The sequence below is a fragment of the Nocardiopsis protaetiae genome (assembly GCF_045446735.1).
Lineage (GTDB): Bacteria > Actinomycetota > Actinomycetes > Streptosporangiales > Streptosporangiaceae > Nocardiopsis > Nocardiopsis protaetiae.
This window is the reverse complement of record NZ_JBJJBV010000021.1, coordinates 1-17,512: the sequence shown is the minus strand read 5'-3', so window position 1 is coordinate 17,512 and position 17,512 is coordinate 1. Positions and strand designations below refer to the sequence as shown.

At 75.2% G+C, this 17,512-nt stretch carries 10 protein-coding genes; 9 read left to right on the top strand and 1 reads right to left on the bottom strand.

The annotated features are described in order from the left end of the window. The first annotated feature begins 253 nt into the window (after positions 1–253). A complete protein-coding gene (locus ACJOT3_RS05500; protein WP_406969458.1) occupies positions 254–3,244 on the top strand; it encodes an AfsR/SARP family transcriptional regulator in 2,991 nt (996 codons plus the stop codon). Between the two features lie 26 nt (positions 3,245–3,270). Here the strand turns inward: ACJOT3_RS05500 and ACJOT3_RS05495 are convergent, their stop codons facing one another. Then, on the bottom strand, positions 3,271–3,435 hold the full coding sequence (locus ACJOT3_RS05495) for a hypothetical protein (protein WP_406969456.1): 165 nt from the start codon (positions 3,433–3,435) through the stop codon (positions 3,271–3,273). A 204-nt stretch (positions 3,436–3,639) separates the two neighbouring features. Between ACJOT3_RS05495 and ACJOT3_RS05490 the strand changes: the two genes are divergently transcribed. From ACJOT3_RS05490 to ACJOT3_RS05455, 8 genes are all read left to right on the top strand, one after another. Continuing rightward, complete coding sequence (locus ACJOT3_RS05490) at positions 3,640–4,899, top strand: helix-turn-helix domain-containing protein (protein ID WP_406969454.1); 1,260 nt, start codon at positions 3,640–3,642, stop codon at positions 4,897–4,899. Beyond that, entirely contained in the window at positions 4,896–6,356 is a 1,461-nt protein-coding gene (argH, locus tag ACJOT3_RS05485) for an argininosuccinate lyase (RefSeq protein WP_406969452.1), read from the top strand. Before ACJOT3_RS05490 ends, argH begins: the two co-directional genes overlap by 4 nt. 39 nt (positions 6,357–6,395) lie before the next feature. Further along, a complete protein-coding gene (locus ACJOT3_RS05480; protein ID WP_406969450.1) occupies positions 6,396–7,640 on the top strand; it encodes an ATP-grasp domain-containing protein in 1,245 nt (414 codons plus the stop codon). 128 nt (positions 7,641–7,768) lie between these two features. Continuing rightward, positions 7,769–8,221, top strand: coding sequence for a cobalamin B12-binding domain-containing protein (locus tag ACJOT3_RS05475; protein ID WP_406969448.1), 453 nt, complete (start codon positions 7,769–7,771; stop codon positions 8,219–8,221). After that, positions 8,218–9,468 (top strand): methylaspartate mutase, encoded by a 1,251-nt coding sequence (locus ACJOT3_RS05470; protein ID WP_406969446.1) that lies wholly within the window; start codon positions 8,218–8,220, stop codon positions 9,466–9,468. Before ACJOT3_RS05475 ends, ACJOT3_RS05470 begins: the two co-directional genes overlap by 4 nt. Positions 9,469–9,492: 24 nt before the next feature. Next, positions 9,493–10,527, top strand: coding sequence for a branched-chain amino acid aminotransferase (locus ACJOT3_RS05465; protein WP_406969444.1), 1,035 nt, complete (start codon positions 9,493–9,495; stop codon positions 10,525–10,527). Positions 10,528–10,627: 100 nt separating this feature from the next. Then, positions 10,628–11,026: a nuclear transport factor 2 family protein gene (locus ACJOT3_RS05460; RefSeq protein ID WP_406969442.1), complete on the top strand. Its 399-nt coding sequence runs from the start codon at positions 10,628–10,630 to the stop codon at positions 11,024–11,026. 124 nt (positions 11,027–11,150) lie between these two features. Beyond that, positions 11,151–17,483, top strand: a complete 6,333-nt coding sequence (locus ACJOT3_RS05455; RefSeq protein WP_406969440.1) for a non-ribosomal peptide synthetase — start codon at positions 11,151–11,153, stop codon at positions 17,481–17,483. Positions 17,484–17,512 lie beyond the last annotated feature (29 nt).

The following is a 17,512-nucleotide window of genomic DNA, read 5'->3' as shown; positions in this document are numbered from 1 at the left end:
TGCTCCGGTTTACCGTGAAAATTGCGGGCGGATGAACATTGAGGTCGGCCGGGCCGGTTTTTCGGCCCGGCGGCGGGGAACGGGAATTCGTCGGATGAATTTTTCTCCGCCCACCTCACTATGCGTGTCCGGTTGATATGGATTCGTATTCGCGCTTTTCTTCGGATGTGCACGGAGTGTGGCGGCCCGAAAGCGCCTCCCCTAGGATCGGCCTGATGTCAGAACCCGACGACGGAGGGCTCGGAACAATCTCGTGAGCGACGGAGGCGACTTCCCCCGCGTCTTCTTCCGCCTACTGGGACCTCTCCAGGTCGAGGTGGATTCCGGACAGGTCCGTATTCCCCCGGGCAGACAACAGGTCATCCTCGCCGCGCTTCTCCTCGAAGCCGGCCGGATCGTTTCCACCGACTACCTCGTCGACGCCATCTGGGACGAGGACCCGCCCGAGACCGCCCGCACCCAGGTCCAGATCTGCGTCTCGCGGCTGCGCAAGAGCCTGGCCGCCACCGACGTCGCCCTGGTCACCTCGCCCCCGGGCTACCTCCTGCGGGCCGACCGGGAACAGGTCGACGTCCACCTGTGCGGGCTCCTGGTCGGCCGGGCCGACCAGGCGGCCGCGCAGGGCCGCGGCGCGGACGCCGTCGCCCTGCTGCGCCGGGCCGCCGGGCTGTGGCGCGGCCCCGCTCTGAGCGGCCTGTCCAGCCCGCTGCTCAGCCCCAAGGCCGCTGGCCTGGAGGAGAACCGGGTCTCCGCCGTCGAGTCGTACCTGGAACTGGAGCTGGGGCTGGGCCGCCACGACCGGCTCATCGGGGAGATCGACGGCCTGGTCCGCCAGCACCCGCTCCGGGAGCGGCTGCGCGGGCAGCTCATGCTCGCCCTCTACCGCTCCGGCCGCCAGGCCGAGGCCCTGGAGATCTACCGGCGGGGCCGGGAGCTGCTCATCGACGAACTGGGGCTGGAACCCGGCAAGGAGCTGCGCGCCCTGGAGGCCGCGATCCTGGCCGGGGAACCCCTCTCCGCGCCGGGGCCCGACCCCGCGCCCGCGTCCCCCGCCCGGACCGCGCCCGCCGCCGAACCCGAGCGGACCCCTACGGTGCCGCTCGCGGCGTCACCCCCGGCACCACCCGAACCCAGGGAGACCCGCCCCCGGCAACTGCCCGCCGACACCGCGGACTTCGTGGGCCGCGAGGAGTGGATCACCTCCGTGGAGACCACCCTCACCCGGCCGGGCAACCAGGGCCGCGCTGTCGGCGTCGCTGTCATCGTCGGCCGCCCCGGGGTCGGCAAGAGCTCCCTGGCCACCCACATCGCCCACCGGCTGGCGGACAGCCACTTCCCCGACGGGCAGCTCTACTGCGACCTGCGCGGCAGCCGCGACGACCCGCTGGACAGCGCCGAGGTGCTCGCCCGCTTCCTGCGCGCCCTGGGCATCCCCGGCCAGACGATCCCCGAGCACCGCGACGAGCGCGCCGAGATGTACCGCAGCCTGCTCTCCGACCGGCGCGTCCTGGTCGTCCTCGACGACGCCGCCGGGGAACGGCAGGTCACCGACCTGCTGCCCGGCGGGCCCGGCTGCGCGCTGGTCGTCACCAGCCGCTCCCGGCTGACCGGGGTGCCCGGCGCCAACCTGGTCGAGCTGGACGTGCTCCCCGAGGAACAGGCCCTGGACCTGCTGCGCCGGGTGGTGGGACCCGAGCGGATGGCCGCCGAGCCCGCGGCCGCCGCCGCGCTGCTGCGCACCGTGGGGCGGCTGCCCCTGGCCCTGCGGATCGTCGCCGCCCGCCTGGCGGCCCGCCGCCACTGGTCCCTGGCCTCGATGGTCAACCGGCTCGCCGACGAGCGCCACCGCCTGGACGAGCTGTCCCACGGCGACCTCACCGTGCGCGCCAGCCTGTCGCTGAGCTACGACGGTATGGACGCCGACACCCGCCGGGCGCTACGCCTGTTCGCCCTGGCCGACGGCCCCAGCCAGCCGGGGTGGATCGCCGGCGCCCTGCTGGACGACCGCCGGCGCTACCCCTCGGACCTGCTGGAGCCCCTGGTCGACGTGCAGATGCTCGACGTCACCGGGTTCGACGCTGGCGGCGAGCCCCGCTACCGGTTCCACGACGTCATCCGCCTGTTCGCCCGCGAACGCCTGGCCGCGGAGGAGGCCGGGCCGGAGCGCACCGCGGCGGCCGCCCGCCTGGTCGGCGGCTGGCTGGCCCTGGTGGACGACGCCAACCTGCGCATCCGCGGTGGCGACCACCTCTTCCACCACGGCACCGGCCCGCGCTGGCACCCTCCCGGGGCCCTGGCCGAGACGATGCTGCGCGACCCCATGGGCTGGCTGGAGTCGGAGCAGACCAACCTGTTCGCCGCCGTCTGCCTGGCCGCCGACCACGGCCTGGACGAGCTGTGCTGGAACCTGGCGATGGCCCTGGTCCTGATGTACAACCGGCGCGGCTACTCCGAGGCCTGGGAGCGGACCAACGAGCGGGCCATGGCCGCGGTCCGCGCCGCGGACAACCGCCCGGGGATCGCCGCGATGACCTCCTCCTACGGCTTCCTCTACCTGGACCAGCGCAAGTTCGCCGAGGCCCGCCGCTCCATGCGGGAGGCGCTGGCCGCGTTCGAGGAGCTGGGCGACGTGCAGGGCCGCGCCCAGTGCACCCGGGAACTGGCCTACCTGGACCAGTTCGACGGGGCCTACGAGAACGCCCTCGTCCTGTGCGCGCGGGCCTTCCGCGACTTCGAGTCCATCGACGACCTGGTGGGGATGGGGCGCGCCCTCACCCTGAGCGGGCACATCCACACGGTCACCGGCTCCGTCGACGCCGGGGAGGCCGACCTGGCCCGCGCCCTGGAGCTGTACGAGCGGACCGGCGACCCCCGCAGCCGGGCCCAGGTGCTGCGCCGGATGGGCCAGGTGGCGCAGGCGCGCGGCGACGACCGCGGGGCGCTGCGCATCCTGACCGAGGCGTTCGAGCTGGTGCGCGACCTGGGCGACCCGATCGGCGAGGGCTATCTCCTGCACGACCTGGGCCGGGCCAACGCCCGGCTCGGCCGCACCGAGGAGGCCCGCCGCATGCTGGGCCGGGCGCTGGCCGTACGCGAGCAGATCATGGACCGCCAGGGCGGCGCCCAGGTGAGCATGGACCTGGCCCGGCTGCTGGCGGACCTGGGGGAGACCGAGCAGGCGGCCGAACTGGAGGCGCGCGCGGCGGCCTTCATCCCCGTACACGCGGAACGGGGCCGCCCGTAGGCGGCCCCGTTGTTCCATCCGTATCGTCACGCGTCCCAGGGGTCGCTGTCGGTGCAGCCGGCCTGAGTGCTCGCGCAGGCGGTGGCCTGGGTGGTCTCGGCCGCGGCGGCGGTGCCGGTGAGGACGATCGGGCCGAACAGGGCGGTGGCGGCGACGGCGGCGGCGATCAGGTTCTTGAGGATGGTGTTCATCGGGGGAGTCCTCTCCGGAAGTTCCGTTCTTTCGATGAATCCGAAGTTAGAAACGGGCGGCATCCCCGCGGATTGCTCTCGCTATCACGCCGCTATCCCCTGTCCCCGACCCGGTTAGCCGCACGGGTACGGCCGCGATAACGCCCTTTCGCACCATGGCTCTCGTAGGCGGCAGAGCAGCGCGGAGCGGAAGGGACAACGCCGATGGACGGCTTGGAAGAGGACCGGGGTTTCGACCACCTGGTCCTGCGGTACCGGACCAGAGCCGGTCTGACACAGCAGGAACTGGCCGATTTCTCCACCATCAGCGTTCGCGCCATCCGCGACCTGGAACACGGCCGGGCGCAGCGGCCCCGGCGGGACACGGTGCGCCTGCTCGCGGACGCGCTGCGGCTCAACGACCGGGACCGCGCCCGGCTGGAGGCGGCCGCCGGCCGGACCGCCGGCACCGACCTGCGCATCGGCGCCCCCGGGGCGGCCGTCCCGCCCCCGGCCGGCACCGTGCCGGTCGGCCGGGTCGACGAGGCCGACGTCCTCACCGCCGACCTGGGCACCGCGGGCCGCCGGGTCGTCACCCTGACCGGCGCCCCCGGGGCGGGCAAGACCACCCTGGCCATGGAGGTCGCCGGCCGCCTGCACCGCCGCTCGGACCTGCCGGTGCTGTGGATCGGCGGCCCCGGCGGCGCCGCCACCGCGGCGCACCCCGCGGTCCTGGAGGCCCTGTACGGGACGGGCGGCCGGGAGGCCCGCGAACACCTGGGGGCCCTGACCGGCGCCATCGGGGACCGGGAGGTGCTCCTGGTCCTGGACTCCCCCCGCCCGGCCGCGCCCGACGCCCGGGCCCTGGCCGAACTGCTCGCCGACTGCCCGGGCCTGCGCGTGCTGTCCACCGCGCACCGCCCGCACCGCGTCCCCGGGGAGCAGGTGTTCCTCGTCGACCCGCTCCGGGAGGAGGACGCCGTGGAGCTGCTGCGCGGACTCCTCGCCTCGGCCGGGGCCGACACCCCCGACGGCGACCCCGCCCCCGCCCGGATCTGCGCCCTGCTCGACCACCTGCCCGGCGCCCTGCGCACGGTGGCGTCGTGGTCCGCCGTCTACGGGACGGCCACCCTCCTGGAGAGCCTGCGCGAGAACCCGCTGCCCCTGCTGGCCCCGCTGGACCCCGGGAGCGGCGACGACCTGGCGGCCGCCGTCCGCCGCGCCCTGGCCGACCGCGACCCCCACGAGGAGGCGGTGCTGGAGGTCCTGTGCCAGACCCCGGACGGGGAGCCCGCGGACACGCTCGCCCAGCGCGCCGGGCTCGGCCTCGCCGACTGCGGCCGGGCCCTGATGTCCCTGGTGTCCGCCGGCCTGGTCCGCCGCCTCCCGGACGGCGCCCGGTCCCGCTTCCACGCCCTGAACCTGGTCCGCGCGGTGCGCGGGACCCAGGGCCGCACCGAGGAGCGACGGGAGATGGCGCTGTGAGCGACACCGGACGACTCACCCGCGGGCTGCACCCCGGTACCCGCAGGATGCTCTTCGAGACCGGCGCCGACGTGACCGGCGACCTGCTGCTCATCAGCGAGGTCGACCTGGCGCACCTGGTGATGCTGGAGCGCACCGGCCTGGTCGACCGCGCCCGGGCGGCGGCCCTGGCCGACCGGATCGGCGCGATGCGCGCCGACGGGTTCGCCGACCTCCTCGACGCCCCCCGGCCCCGCGGCCTCTACCTGGCCTACGAGGAACACCTCATCGGGGTGCTGGGGCCCGAGGTCGGCGGCGCCCTGCACACGGGCCGCTCCCGCAACGACCTCAACGCCACCACCACCGCGATGCGGCTGCGCTCCCGCTGCGCCGCCCTGCTCTCCCAGGCCCTGCGGCTCAACGCCGTGCTCCTGGGCCGGGCCCGCACCCACGCGGACGTCGTGATGCCCGTCCACACCCACTTCCAGCCGGCGGTGCCGATCACCTACGGCCACTACCTGCTCGGCATCGCGGAGGCGCTGGGGCGCGACATCGACGCCCTGGCGGCGGCCGCCCGCGGACTGGACCGCTGCCCCCTGGGCGCGGGGGCCGTCGGCGGCACCGACCTGCCCATCGACCCGGCCCTGACCGCGGACCTGCTGGGGTTCGACCGCCCGGTCCGGCACTCCGTGGACGCGGTGGCCTCCCGCGACGCCGTGCTGCGCGTCCTGGGCGCGGCCGCCTCCCTGGCCATCACCCTGAGCCGCCTGGGCACCGACCTCCAGGTGTGGAGCAGCGGTGAGTTCGGGTTCGTCCACATGCCCGACCACCTGGTGGGCGGCAGCTCGGCCATGCCCCAGAAGCGCAACGCGTTCCTCCTGGAGCACCTCAAGGCCAAGGCGGGCGCCGTCATCGGGGCGTGGACCGCCACCGCCACGACGCTCTCCTCCACCCCGTTCACCAACTCCATCGAGGTGGGCACCGAGGCCGTCGCCGTCTCCAAGCCGGGCCTGGACGCGACGGCCGACGCCCTGCGCCTGGCCCAGGTCCTGGTGCTGGGCGCGGCCCCCGTCCCCGGGCGCATGGCGCGCGTCGCGGACGAGGGGTTCACCACCGCCACCGCGGTCGCCAACCACCTGGTCCGCGAGGGCACCGCGTTCCGCGCCGCCCACCACGCCGTCGGGGCCGCGGTGCGCGAGACCCTGGACCGCGGCGGCCTGCTGCTGGAACGGGTCACCGTCGACGGCGTCGACCTCCCCGTCCCGGCCCACCTGTCCGCACCGGCCGCGGCCGTGGCCGCCACCTCCTACGGCGGCGGTCCGGGCGCCCTCGCCCCCGTCCTGGACGCCGCGCGCGCCGAACTGCGCGCCCGCGCCCGGGAGCACGCCCGGGCCACCGAGCGGTGGACCGCCGCCCGCGCCCGCCTCGACGGGGCGCTGCGCGCCCTGGGCACCCCCGCACCCCCGGTCCCCGCCTGACCCCCTCCTCCAGGAAGACCCCTCCAGGAAGGCAGCACCATGCGCGACATCCCCCGTCCCGGCGTCCCCCACCTCGTTCTGGTCGAGAGCAACACCACCGGCTCCGGGCGCGCGTTCTGCGCCGCCGCCCGCGACCGCGGCATCGAACCGGTCCTGCTCTCCCGCGACCCCGACCGCTACCCCTACGTCGCCCGCGACGGCGTCACCGCGATCACCGTCGACACCACCGACCTCGCGGCGGTCCTGCGGGCCTGCCGCGGCCTGCCCGGCCCCGTGGCCGGGGCGACCTCCAGCTCCGAGTACTTTGTGGCGACCGCCGCCGCCGCGGCGCGCTCCCTGGACCTGCCCGCCCCCGACCCCGACGCGATCGACCGCACCCGCGACAAGGCCCGCCAGCGCGCGGCGCTGGCCGCCGCCGGGGTCCCCGTCCCCGCCTTCCACGAGGTGGACTCGGTGCCCGCGGGCGTCGCGGCGGCCCGCGCGGTCATCGCCGCGACCGGCCGCGCGGTGGTCAAGCCCGTGTCGGGCTCCGGCTCCGACGGCGTGCGCCTGTGCGCTTCCACGGCGGAGGCGGAGCACGCGCTCACCCCCCTGCTGGGCGGCCGGACCGGCGCCCGCGCCCTGGTGGAGTCCTACCTGGAGGGGTCGGAGTACTCGGTGGAGACCTTCGACGACCGGGTCGTCGGGATCACCGCCAAACACCTGGGTCCGCACCCCCTCTTCCTGGAGACCGGCCACGAGTACCCGGCGCCGCTGCCCGCGGCCCGTGAGCGGGCCCTGGCCGGGACCGCCCTGGCCGCGCTGGCGGCGCTGGGACTGGGCTGGGGCCCGGCCCACGTGGAGGTCCGCCTGACCGCGGCGGGCCCGGTGATCGTGGAGGTCAACCCCCGGCTGGCGGGCGGCATGATCCCCGCCCTGGTCCGCGCCGCCACCGGCGTCGACCTGGTGGGGGCCGTCATCGACCGCGTGCTCGGCCACCGCCCCGACCTCGCACCGGACCGGGCGGCGGTGGCGGCCATCCGCTTCCTGTTCGCCACCGAACCGGGCACCGTGCTGGCGGCCTTCAGCGGGGCCGCCGCCGACCTGCCCGGGGTCGTGTCCGCCGTGATCACCGCCCGGGAGGGCGACCGCGTCGAGATCACCCACAGCTTCCGCGACCGGATCGGGCACGTCATCGCGCTCGGCCGCGACGCCGCCGAGGCGGCCGCCCGGGCCCGGGAGGCCGCGGGCGCCCTGGCCGTGCTCACCGCCGGACCGGAACCGGTGGCGGTGCCCGCGGACTGAGCCGGGCCCGGACCCGTCGCGGAGGTGCCGCCCATCTTCCGCCCGACACTTCCGGCCCCGGACCCGGGCCGGGCGTAGTTTTCCGACAGCCGTTGAGAACACACACCCCGACACCCTGGCGGTACGTCATGAGATCCCCCATCACGGGAGACATCCCGGTACCCGAACGAGCGGAGATCCTGCTCTCGGGAACCTCGTCCGACGCGCACACGTGGAACCTCGTCTTCCTCCAGCTGCTGCTGGAGGAGGCGGGGCACCGTGTCGCCAACCTCGGCCCCTGCGTCCCCGACCGGCTCCTCGTCGACGAGGCCCTGGAGCTGTCCCCCCGGCTCATCGTCCTGGGCAGCGTCAACGGGCACGGCCACCAGGACGGGCTCCGGGCCGTCACGGCCCTGCGCTCCCGCCCGGAACTGGCCCTGGTCCCCGTGGTGATCGGGGGCAAGCTCGGGGTGAACGGTCCCCTGGGCGCCGACCGGGTCCGGGAGCTGACGGACGCGGGCTTCGACGCGGTGTTCGGTGACGCCGACATCGACGCCTTCGTCTCCTACCTGTCCCGCTTCGAGCTCCGGGTCGCGTCGTGAGCGCCCCCGCGCCCTTCGGCGCCCGCATCGCGGCCGCCCGCGCCGCCGGGGAACTCGTGGTCCAGCCCCGCATGGGGTTCGGCGACCCGGCGCTCATGCGGCGGGGCCTGGCGGCCACCCGCGCCGCCCGCGCCGCGACGGTCGGCACGCTCACCCTGGACAGCTACACCCGCGTCGGCGACCACGAGTCGGCCCGCCGGGCCATCGCCGCGGGCGGCACCGCCCTCAACGGCTACCCGATCGTGGCCCGCGACCGCGACGACACCCGCGCGCTGCTGCGCGGCCTGCACGCCCCCGACTTCCCGGTCCAGGTCAGGCACGGGTCCGCCGCCCCGCAGGACATCTTCCGGGCGCTGATCGAGGTCGGCCTGGACGCCACCGAGGGCGGCCCCGTCTCCTACTGCCTGCCCTACGGCCGGGTCCCCCTGGAATGCTCCCTGGCGAACTGGCGGGAGAGCACCGAGATCCTCGCCTCCTGCGCCGGCCCCGGCCGGGTCCCGCACCTGGAGAGCTTCGGCGGGTGCATGCTGGGCCAGCTCTGCCCGCCGAGCATGCTCATCGCCGTCTCCCTCCTGGAGGGGATGTTCTTCGCCGCCCACGGCATCACCAGCCTGTCCCTGAGTTACGCCCAGCAGACCAGCGCCGAGCAGGACCGCGAGGCCGTCCGGGCGCTGCGCCGCCTGGCCGGGGAGCTGCTGCCCGGGGTGGACTGGCACGTCGTCCTCTACACCTACATGGGCGTGTTCCCCCGGACCCCCGCGGGGGCCTCCGCCCTGCTCCGCCGGTCCGCGCACACCGCCGTCGCCGCCGGGGCCGACCGCGTCATCGTCAAGACCGAGGCGGAGGCGCACCGCATCCCCACCATCGAGGAGAACGTGCGCGCCCTGGAGACGGCGGCCGACGCGGCCTGGGCGACCCGGCCGGAGCCGTCCGGCGACGGGGGCGAGACCTACCGCGAGGCGCGCATCCTGGTCGACGCGGTCCTGGAGCTGTCCGACGACGTGGGTACCGCCCTGCTCCGCGCCTTCCGCCGGGGCCTGCTGGACATCCCCTACTGCCTGCACCCCGACAACGCCGGCCGGGTCCGCTCCCACATCGACGACACGGGGCGGCTGCGCTGGTCGGACACCGGGAGCCTCCCGCTGCCCGCCGTCGGTACACCCGCCCGTCGTTCCGCCGTCACCTCCGCGAACCTCCTGGAGACACTGTCCTACGTCGAGCGCCGTTACGATTCCGTGGCCCGCTGACCCCCCGACACCGAGGAGCCTCCCATGGGACTGGGCAGCACCGCCTACGGCAACGCCTTCACCCCCCACATGGTCACCGCCCGCTGGACCCCCGACACCGGGTGGACGACCCCCGAACTCACCGATTTCGCCCCCATCCCCATGCACCCCGCCATGGTCGGCCTCCACTACGGGCAGGTCGTCTTCGAAGGGCTCAAGGCCCACCGGATGCTGGACGGATCGGTCGCGCTCTTCCGACCGGAGGAGAACGCCCGCCGGTTCGGCCGCTCGGCCGCCCGGCTGGCCATGCCCGCACTCCCCGACGACCTCTTCCTGGCCGCCGCCGACGCCCTGGTGGCCGCGGACGGCGCCCTCGCACCCGCGGACGGCGGCAGCCTCTACCTGCGGCCCCTGATGTTCGCCAGCGAACCCGACCTCATGCTGCGGCCCGCCCGCGAGTACACCTTCCTGCTCATGGCCTTCGCCACCGGCGGCCTGTTCGGCGACGCCGACTCGATCGGCGTGTGGGTCTGCCACGACCAGAGCCGGGCCGTGCCCGGCGGCACCGGCGCCGTCAAGGTCGCGGGCAACTACGCGCCGACCTACCAGGCGCAGCTCCGGGCCCGGGAGCACGGCTGCGACCAGGTGGTCTGGCTCGACCCGGTGGAGCGCCGCTGGGTGGAGGAGGCCGGGGCGATGAGCCTGTTCTTCGTGCGCGGCGGCCCCGACGCCGCGCAGGTGGTGACGCCCGAGCTCACCGACACGGTCCTGCCGTCCATCACCCGGGCCAGCGTGCTCGACCTGGCCGAGGACCTGGGGCACAAGCCCGTCGTGGAACGGGTGTCCCTGGAGCGGTGGCGGGAGGAGTGCGCGTCCGGCGAGATGACCGAGGCGTTCTCCTGCGGCACGGCCGCCGTGGTCACCCCGGTCTCCCGGGTGTGCGACCGCGACGGCGACTGGGTGATCGGCGACGGCGTCCCCGGCCCGGTGACCCGGGCCCTGCGCGACGCCCTGCTGGGCGTCCAGACGGGGCGCGCCCCCGACCCCCGCGGCTGGACCCGGACGGTGCTCCCCGCCTGACGGCCCGCCCCGACATCCGTGTACGACCCGCCCGGCACACGGCCCCCCGACGTACGACCACCCGACGCACGACCCCCCTGAGAACCGGAAGGACACCGCCATGACCGTGATCGACGAGACCCGCACCTCCCATGCCGCCCCCGCCGACGTGCGCGACCGCGTGCGCGAGGTCTACGCCCGCGTCGACGCGGGCGACGTCGACGGCCTGCTCGACCTCTTCAGCGACGACGTCGTCTACGATCGCCCCGGCTACCCCTCGCTCGTGGGACGCGACGCCTTCGAGCGCTTCTACCGCACCGCCCGGGTGATCAGGGAGGGCGTCCACGTCCCCGACTCGGTCGTGGTGGACGGTGACGGCCGGGTCGCCGTCCAGGGCCGCTTCACCGGCGTGCTCAAGGACGGACGTTCCGTCGACCTGCGCTACGCGGACTTCTTCCGTGCCGGCGTCGACGGCCGCTTCGACCGCCGCGACACCTACTTCTTCTCGCCGATGGTCTGACCCCCTCGCTTCCCCCCGAACTGCCGCCGGGCTGCCGCGATCGCGTGCCGGTCCGGCGGCCTTCGCGTTTCTAGGCTCTCCACACGAACCCGGACGAGGTGACCCCGAACTGAGGAGCCGTGCGATGTCCCCCAGCAGTGCCCAGACCCGACCGCTCAACGAGGCGCAGAGCGGGATCTGGTTCGCCCAGCAGGCGGACCCGGCCGACCCCGCTTTCAACAACGCGGAGTTCTACGAGTTCCGGGGAGACCTCGACGCCGACGTCCTGGAACAGGCGATCGTCCGGCTGGTGGCCGAGGCCCAGACCCTGCGCCTGGGGTTCGTCCACTCCCCGGACGGCCCCGCCCAGTACGTCCGCCCGGACGCCGGAGCGCCCATGGAACGGCTCGACCTGTCCGGGGCGGCCGACCCCCGGCGGGCCGCCCTGGAGTGGATGGAGGCGGAGGCCTCCCGCCCCCTGGACGTCCTGGCCGACGAGCTCATGCGCAACGTCCTCATCGCCCTGGGTCCCGGGCACCACGTCCTCTACCGCCGGGTCCACCACCTCATCGCCGACGGCTACACCGTGAGCCTGCTGGCCGCCCGCACCGAGCGCATCTACGCGGCCCTGCGCGACGGCGGTGACGAGGGCACGCCCTTCCCGCCCTTCGACGACCTGCTCGCTGACGACCGCGCCTACCTGGAGTCGAAGGACCGCGCCGCCGACGAGGAGTACTGGCGGGAACGGCTGGCCGGGGCGCCGGAGTCCACCACGCTCACCGGGACGCGGCACCCCGCCTCCCGCACCCACCTGCGCAGCGTGCTGCACGTGGGCGGGGAGCGGTCCACCCGTGTCGCGGCCACGGCCCGGGGCCTGCGCACCGGCTGGCAGCAACTGCTCACCGCCACCGTCGCGGTCTACACCGGGCGCTGCACCGGCCGCGAGGACGTCCTGCTCACTCTGCCCGTGACCGGCCGGCGCACCGCGGTGGGCCGCGCCGTCCCCGGGATGCGGTCGAACATCGTCCCGCTGCGCTGCCGGATCACCGAGGACGCCTCGTTCGCCGAGACGGTCACCCACGTATCGGTCCGGATGCGCGAGGCCCTGCGCCACCAGCGCTTCCCCGTGGCCCGTATCCGGCCCCTGCTGGGCCAGACCGCGGACGCGCGCGCCGAGTTCGGTCCCATCGTCAACCTCATGTCGTTCGACCACGGCGAGACCTTCGCCGGGCTGCCCTGGCGGGTCGGCCAGATCATCCGCGGGGAGGTCGAGGACCTGCGGGTCAACGTCCTCCAGCAGAGCGCGGGCGGTTCCCTGGAGATCCACTTCGACGGCAACCCGGCCGTGTATTCCCAGGAGGACCTGGACGCGCACCGCGACCGCTTCGACGCCCTGTTGGAGGGCCTGTGCGAGCGGACAGGCGAACCGGTCGGCGGCGTCTCCCCGCTGCCGGGGGCGGAGCGGGAGCTGGTGGTGGAGGACTGGAACGACACCTACGCCCCGGTGGCCGAGCTGACCGTGCACGAGGTCTTCGCCGAGCACGCCCGCCTCACCCCCGGCGCGGTGGCCGTGGTGTTCGGTGACGAGCGGGTGACCTACGGGGAGCTGGACGCGCGGGCGGAACGCGCGGCGCGGCATCTGGTGGACTCGGGTGTGGCGCGCGGCGATGTGGTGGGTGTGTTGCTGGACCGGGGTGTGGAGCTGGCGGTGGCGGTGCTGGCCGTGCTGAAGGCGGGGGGTGCGTACCTGCTGTTGGACCCGGGCTTCCCCGACGACCGGCTGACCACCCTCACCGGCGAGGCCGGGGCCGCCGCCGTCCTCACCCGGGGCGCGGGCGCGGCCCGGGCCGTGTCCTGGGGGGAGCGGGGCCCGGCCCGGACGGTCGACCTCGACGACGCCCCCGTCGTCGGCGCGGCGCCGGTGCGGGTGCGCTCCCACCCCGACGACGTGGCGTGTGTGATGTTCACGTCGGGGTCCACCGGTACTCCCAAGGGGGTGCTGGCCCCGCACCGCGCGGTGGTGGGGACGTTCCTGGGCCAGGACTACGTGGACCTGGGACCGGACCATGTCTGGTTGCAGTGCGCTCCGGTGTCGTGGGACGGGTTCGTGCTGGAGTTCTGGGGCGCGCTGCTCTCGGGCGCGGCCTGCGTGCTCCAGCCGGAGCGCTCGCCCGAGCCCGCGCGCATCGCGGAGCTGGTGGCCGCCCAGGGGGTGACCACCCTGTGGCTGTCGGCCGGGCTGTTCAACTTCCTGCTGGACGAGCACCCGGACGTGTTCGCCGGAGTGCGCCAGGTGATGACCGGCGGCGAGGCCCCCTCCGTCGCCCACCTGGAGCGGTTCCGGGAGGCGTTCCCCCGGGTCCGGCTGGTGCACGGATACGGGCCGGCCGAATCCATGATCTTCACCCACACGCACGTCGTGGACGGCGTGGGCGGCGGCCCCGTCCCGGTGGGCGGCCCGGTCGCGAACAAGCGGGGCTACGTCCTCGACGCGCGGCTGCGGCCCGTCGGGATCGGTGCCGTCGGTGAGCTGTACGTGGCGGGTGTCGGCCTGGGCCACGGGTACGCGGGCCGCCCCGGCGCCACCGCCGAGCGCTTCCTCCCGGACCCGTACGGGGAGCCGGGCGAGCGCATGTACCGGACCGGCGACCTGGCGCGGTGGACCCGCGACGGCGAACTGGTGCTGGTCGGCCGGGCCGACGACCAGGTCAAGATCCGCGGCTTCCGGATCGAGCCCGGCGAGGTGGAGAACGCGCTGGCCGCGGTGCCCGGGGTCGACCGGGCGGTCGTGACCGTGCACCGGGACGCCGCCGGTGAGCGCCGCCTGGTCGGCCACGTCGTCCCGGTCGCGGGACACGACCTCACCCCCCGCGGGGTGATCGACGGGGCCGCGGACCTGCTGCCCGAGCACATGGTGCCGTCGGCGGTGGTGGTCCTGGACGTGCTGCCGTTGAACGCCAACGGCAAGGTGGACCGGCGGGCGCTGCCGGAGCCGGACTTCGGCGCTCTGTCGCAGGGCCGTGCCCCGCGTGATGCCCGCGAGGAGATCCTGTGCGGGCTGTTCGCGGAGGTCCTGGGCCTGGAGTCGGTGACGATCGACGACTCCTTCTTCGACCTGGGCGGTCACTCCCTGCTCGCCGCCCGGCTGCTCGGCCGGATCGGGGCGGTCTTCGGCGCCGAACTCACCCTGCGCGACCTCTTCGCCCTGCCCACGGCGGCCCGCCTGGCCGATCGCCTGGCCGCCGCCGAGGGCCCGGGCGGCACCGAGCGGATCCCCCTCACCGCGGCGGTGGAGAGACCGGAGCGGCCGCCGCTGTCCCACGCTCAGCGGGGGCTGTGGTTCCTGGACCGGTTGCAGGGCCCGAACGCCGCCTACAACATCCCGCTCTCGATCCGCCTGGAGGCGGGCGTGGACGCCGACGCGCTGGCCGCGGCGCTCGCCGACGTGGTGGAGCGGCACGAGGCGCTGCGCACGGTGTTCCCCGCCCGGGGCGGGGAGCCGTGGCAGTCGGTGGTGGCGCCGGACCGGGCGCGGGCCGCGCTGGTGGTGGAACGCGTGCGCGCCGGGCGGGACGGGGACGGGTCCCTGGCCGAGCACCGGTTCGACCTGACCCGGGACCTCCCGCTGCGGGCGCGCCTGGTGGAGGACGGCGACGGCGGCGGGGTGCTGCACCTGGTGGTGCACCACATCGCGGGCGACGGGGCGTCGATGGCGCCGCTGCTGCGCGACCTCTCCGACGCCTATGAGGCGCGGCTGCGCGGCGAGGCGCCCGGCTGGGCGCCGCTGCCGGTCCAGTACGCCGACCACACCCTGTGGCAGCGGCGGCTGCTGGAGGGCGGGCCGGACGGGGACGGGGCGATCACCCGGCAGGCCTCCTACTGGCGCGAGACCCTGGCCGGACTGCCCGACGAGCTGCCCCTGCCCTACGACCGCCTCCGGCCCGCACAGCCCGACTCCGGCGGCGGGGCCGTCGAGCTCACGGTGGACGCCCCCACGCACGCGGCGCTCCTGGAGCTGGCGCGCGACCACCACGTCACCCTGTTCATGGTGCTCCAGGCCGCGCTGGCCGCGACGCTGACCCGGATGGGCGCGGGCACCGACATCCCGCTGGGCGCCCCCGTGTCCGGGCGCGACGACGAGGCGCTGGCGGACCTGGTCGGGTTCTTCGTCAACACGCTGGTGCTGCGCACCGACACCTCCGGGGACCCGACCTTCGCCGACCTGCTGGAGCGGGTGCGCGAGCGCACCCTCGCCGACCTCGAACACCGGGACGTGCCCTTCGACCACCTTGTCGAAGTGCTCAGGCCCGCCCGCGCCGCGGGCCGCAACCCCCTCTTCCAGGTGGTGCTCGGGCTGGAGCACGACCTCCTCCACGCGGCCGGCCGGTTCGGCGCCGGGGTGGGAACGGCACTGGGGGCGGGGTTCGCGTCCGCCAAGTTCGACCTCGACGTGACGTTCGCGCGCCGCTCCGACGACGGGGACCTGCGCGGCCGCATCGGCTACGCCACCGCGCTCTTCGACGAGGAGACCGTGCGCGGTATCGGCGACGCCCTGCTCCGGGTGCTGCGTCGGATGGCCGCCGACCCCCGGGCCGCGCTCTCCACCGTGGACCTGCTCGACGAGCGGGACCGGCGGCTCCAGATTGAGGCGTGGAACGCGACCGACCGCGAGGTGCCCGACCTCACCGTCCCGCAGGCCTTCTCCGCGCACGCCGAACGCGCCCCCGGCGCGGTGGCCGTGGTGTTCGGTGACGAGCGGGTGACCTACGGGGAGCTGGAGGCGCGGGCCGACCGGCTGGCGCGGCACCTGGCGGGCTCGGGTGTGGCGCGCGGTGACGTGGTGGGTGTGTTGCTGGACCGGGGTGTGGAGCTGGCGGTGGCGGTGCTGGCCGTGCTGAAGGCGGGCGGCGCTTATCTGCTGCTGGACCCGGGCTTCCCCGACGACCGGCTCGCCACCCTGGTCGGGGAGGCGTCCGCGGGTGCGCTGGTCACCACCGAGGACCGGGCGGACCGGATCGCCCTCACCGGGCCGGTGGTGTGCGTGGACACCGAGGCGGAGGACGTGGCGGCCCTGCCCGCCACGCCCCCGGAGGTGGAGGTCGACCCGGGCGACGTGGCGTGTGTGATGTTCACGTCGGGGTCCACCGGTACTCCCAAGGGGGTGCTGGCCCCGCACCGCGCGGTGGTGGGGACGTTCCTGGGCCAGGACTACGTGGACCTGGGACCGGACCATGTCTGGTTGCAGTGCGCTCCGGTGTCGTGGGACGGGTTCGTGCTGGAGTTCTGGGGCGCGCTGCTCTCGGGCGCGGCCTGCGTGCTCCAGCCGGAGCGCTCGCCCGAGCCCGCGCGCATCGCGGAGCTGGTGGCCGCCCAGGGGGTGACCACCCTGTGGCTGTCGGCCGGGCTGTTCAACTTCCTGCTGGACGAGCACCCGGACGTGTTCGCCGGGGTCCGCCAGGTGATGACCGGCGGCGAAGCCCCCTCGGCGGTGCACCTGGAACGGTTCCTGGAGCGGTTCCCGCAGGTCCGGCTGGTGCACGGATACGGACCCGCCGAATCCATGATCTTCACCCACGCCCGGACCCTCACCGCGGTCCCCGAGGGCCGGATCCCGGTCGGCGGACCGCTGGCCAACAAGCGCTGCTTCGTCCTGGACGAACGGCTGCGCCCCGTGCCCGTGGGCATGGCCGGCGAACTGTACGTGGCGGGTGTCGGCCTGGGCCACGGGTACGCGGGCCGCCCCGGCGCCACCGCCGAGAGGTTCGTCGCGGGCCCCTTCGGCGGGCCGGGCGAGCGCATGTACCGGACCGGCGACCTGGCGCGGTGGACCCGCGACGGCGAACTGGTGCTGGTCGGCCGGGCCGACGACCAGGTCAAGATCCGCGGCTTCCGGATCGAGCCCGGCGAGGTCGACAAGGCGCTCACCCGCCTGCCGGAGGTCGCGGCCGGGACCGTCGTCGTCCGGGAGGACCGCCCCGGCGACCGGAGGCTGGTCGCCTACGCGGTCCCCGCCGCCGACGCGGGGCGGGCCGATCCCGTCGCGCTGCGCGCCGCCCTGGCCGCCGTCCTGCCCGAGCACATGGTGCCGTCGGCGGTGGTGGTCCTGGAGGCGCTGCCGTTGAACGCCAACGGCAAGGTGGACCGGCGGGCGCTGCCGGAACCGGACTTCGGTGCTCTGTCGCAGGGGCGTGCCCCGCGCGACGACCGGGAGAAGACCCTGTGCGGGCTGTTCGCGGAGGTCCTGGGGCTGGAGTCGGTGACCATCGACGACTCCTTCTTCGACCTGGGCGGGCACTCCCTGCTCGCCGCCCGCCTCACCGCCCGCATCCGCACCGCGCTGGGGGTCGAGCCCACCCTCAAGGACCTGTTCCGCGCCCCCACCGTCGCGGAGCTGGCCCTCCTGGTCGCGGCGGCCGCGCCGGCCCGCCGGTCCCGGCCCGAGCTCGTCCGGCGGACCCGGGAGGGGTCGCTCGCCTGACCCCGGCCGGACCCGCATCCGGGCGCCCG

Excerpts from the sequence above, each read along its gene's own strand:
- ACJOT3_RS05490 (WP_406969454.1), top strand. The coding sequence starts at position 3,640 with ATGGACGGCTTGGAAGAGGACCGGGGTTTCGACCACCTGGTCCTGCGG.
- ACJOT3_RS05460 (WP_406969442.1), top strand. The coding sequence starts at position 10,628 with ATGACCGTGATCGACGAGACCCGCACCTCCCATGCCGCCCCCGCCGAC.
- ACJOT3_RS05475 (WP_406969448.1), top strand. The coding sequence starts at position 7,769 with ATGAGATCCCCCATCACGGGAGACATCCCGGTACCCGAACGAGCGGAG.
- ACJOT3_RS05455 (WP_406969440.1), top strand. The coding sequence starts at position 11,151 with ATGTCCCCCAGCAGTGCCCAGACCCGACCGCTCAACGAGGCGCAGAGC.
- ACJOT3_RS05480 (WP_406969450.1), top strand. The coding sequence starts at position 6,396 with ATGCGCGACATCCCCCGTCCCGGCGTCCCCCACCTCGTTCTGGTCGAG.
- ACJOT3_RS05495 (WP_406969456.1), bottom strand. The coding sequence starts at position 3,435 with ATGAACACCATCCTCAAGAACCTGATCGCCGCCGCCGTCGCCGCCACC.
- ACJOT3_RS05465 (WP_406969444.1), top strand. The coding sequence starts at position 9,493 with ATGGGACTGGGCAGCACCGCCTACGGCAACGCCTTCACCCCCCACATG.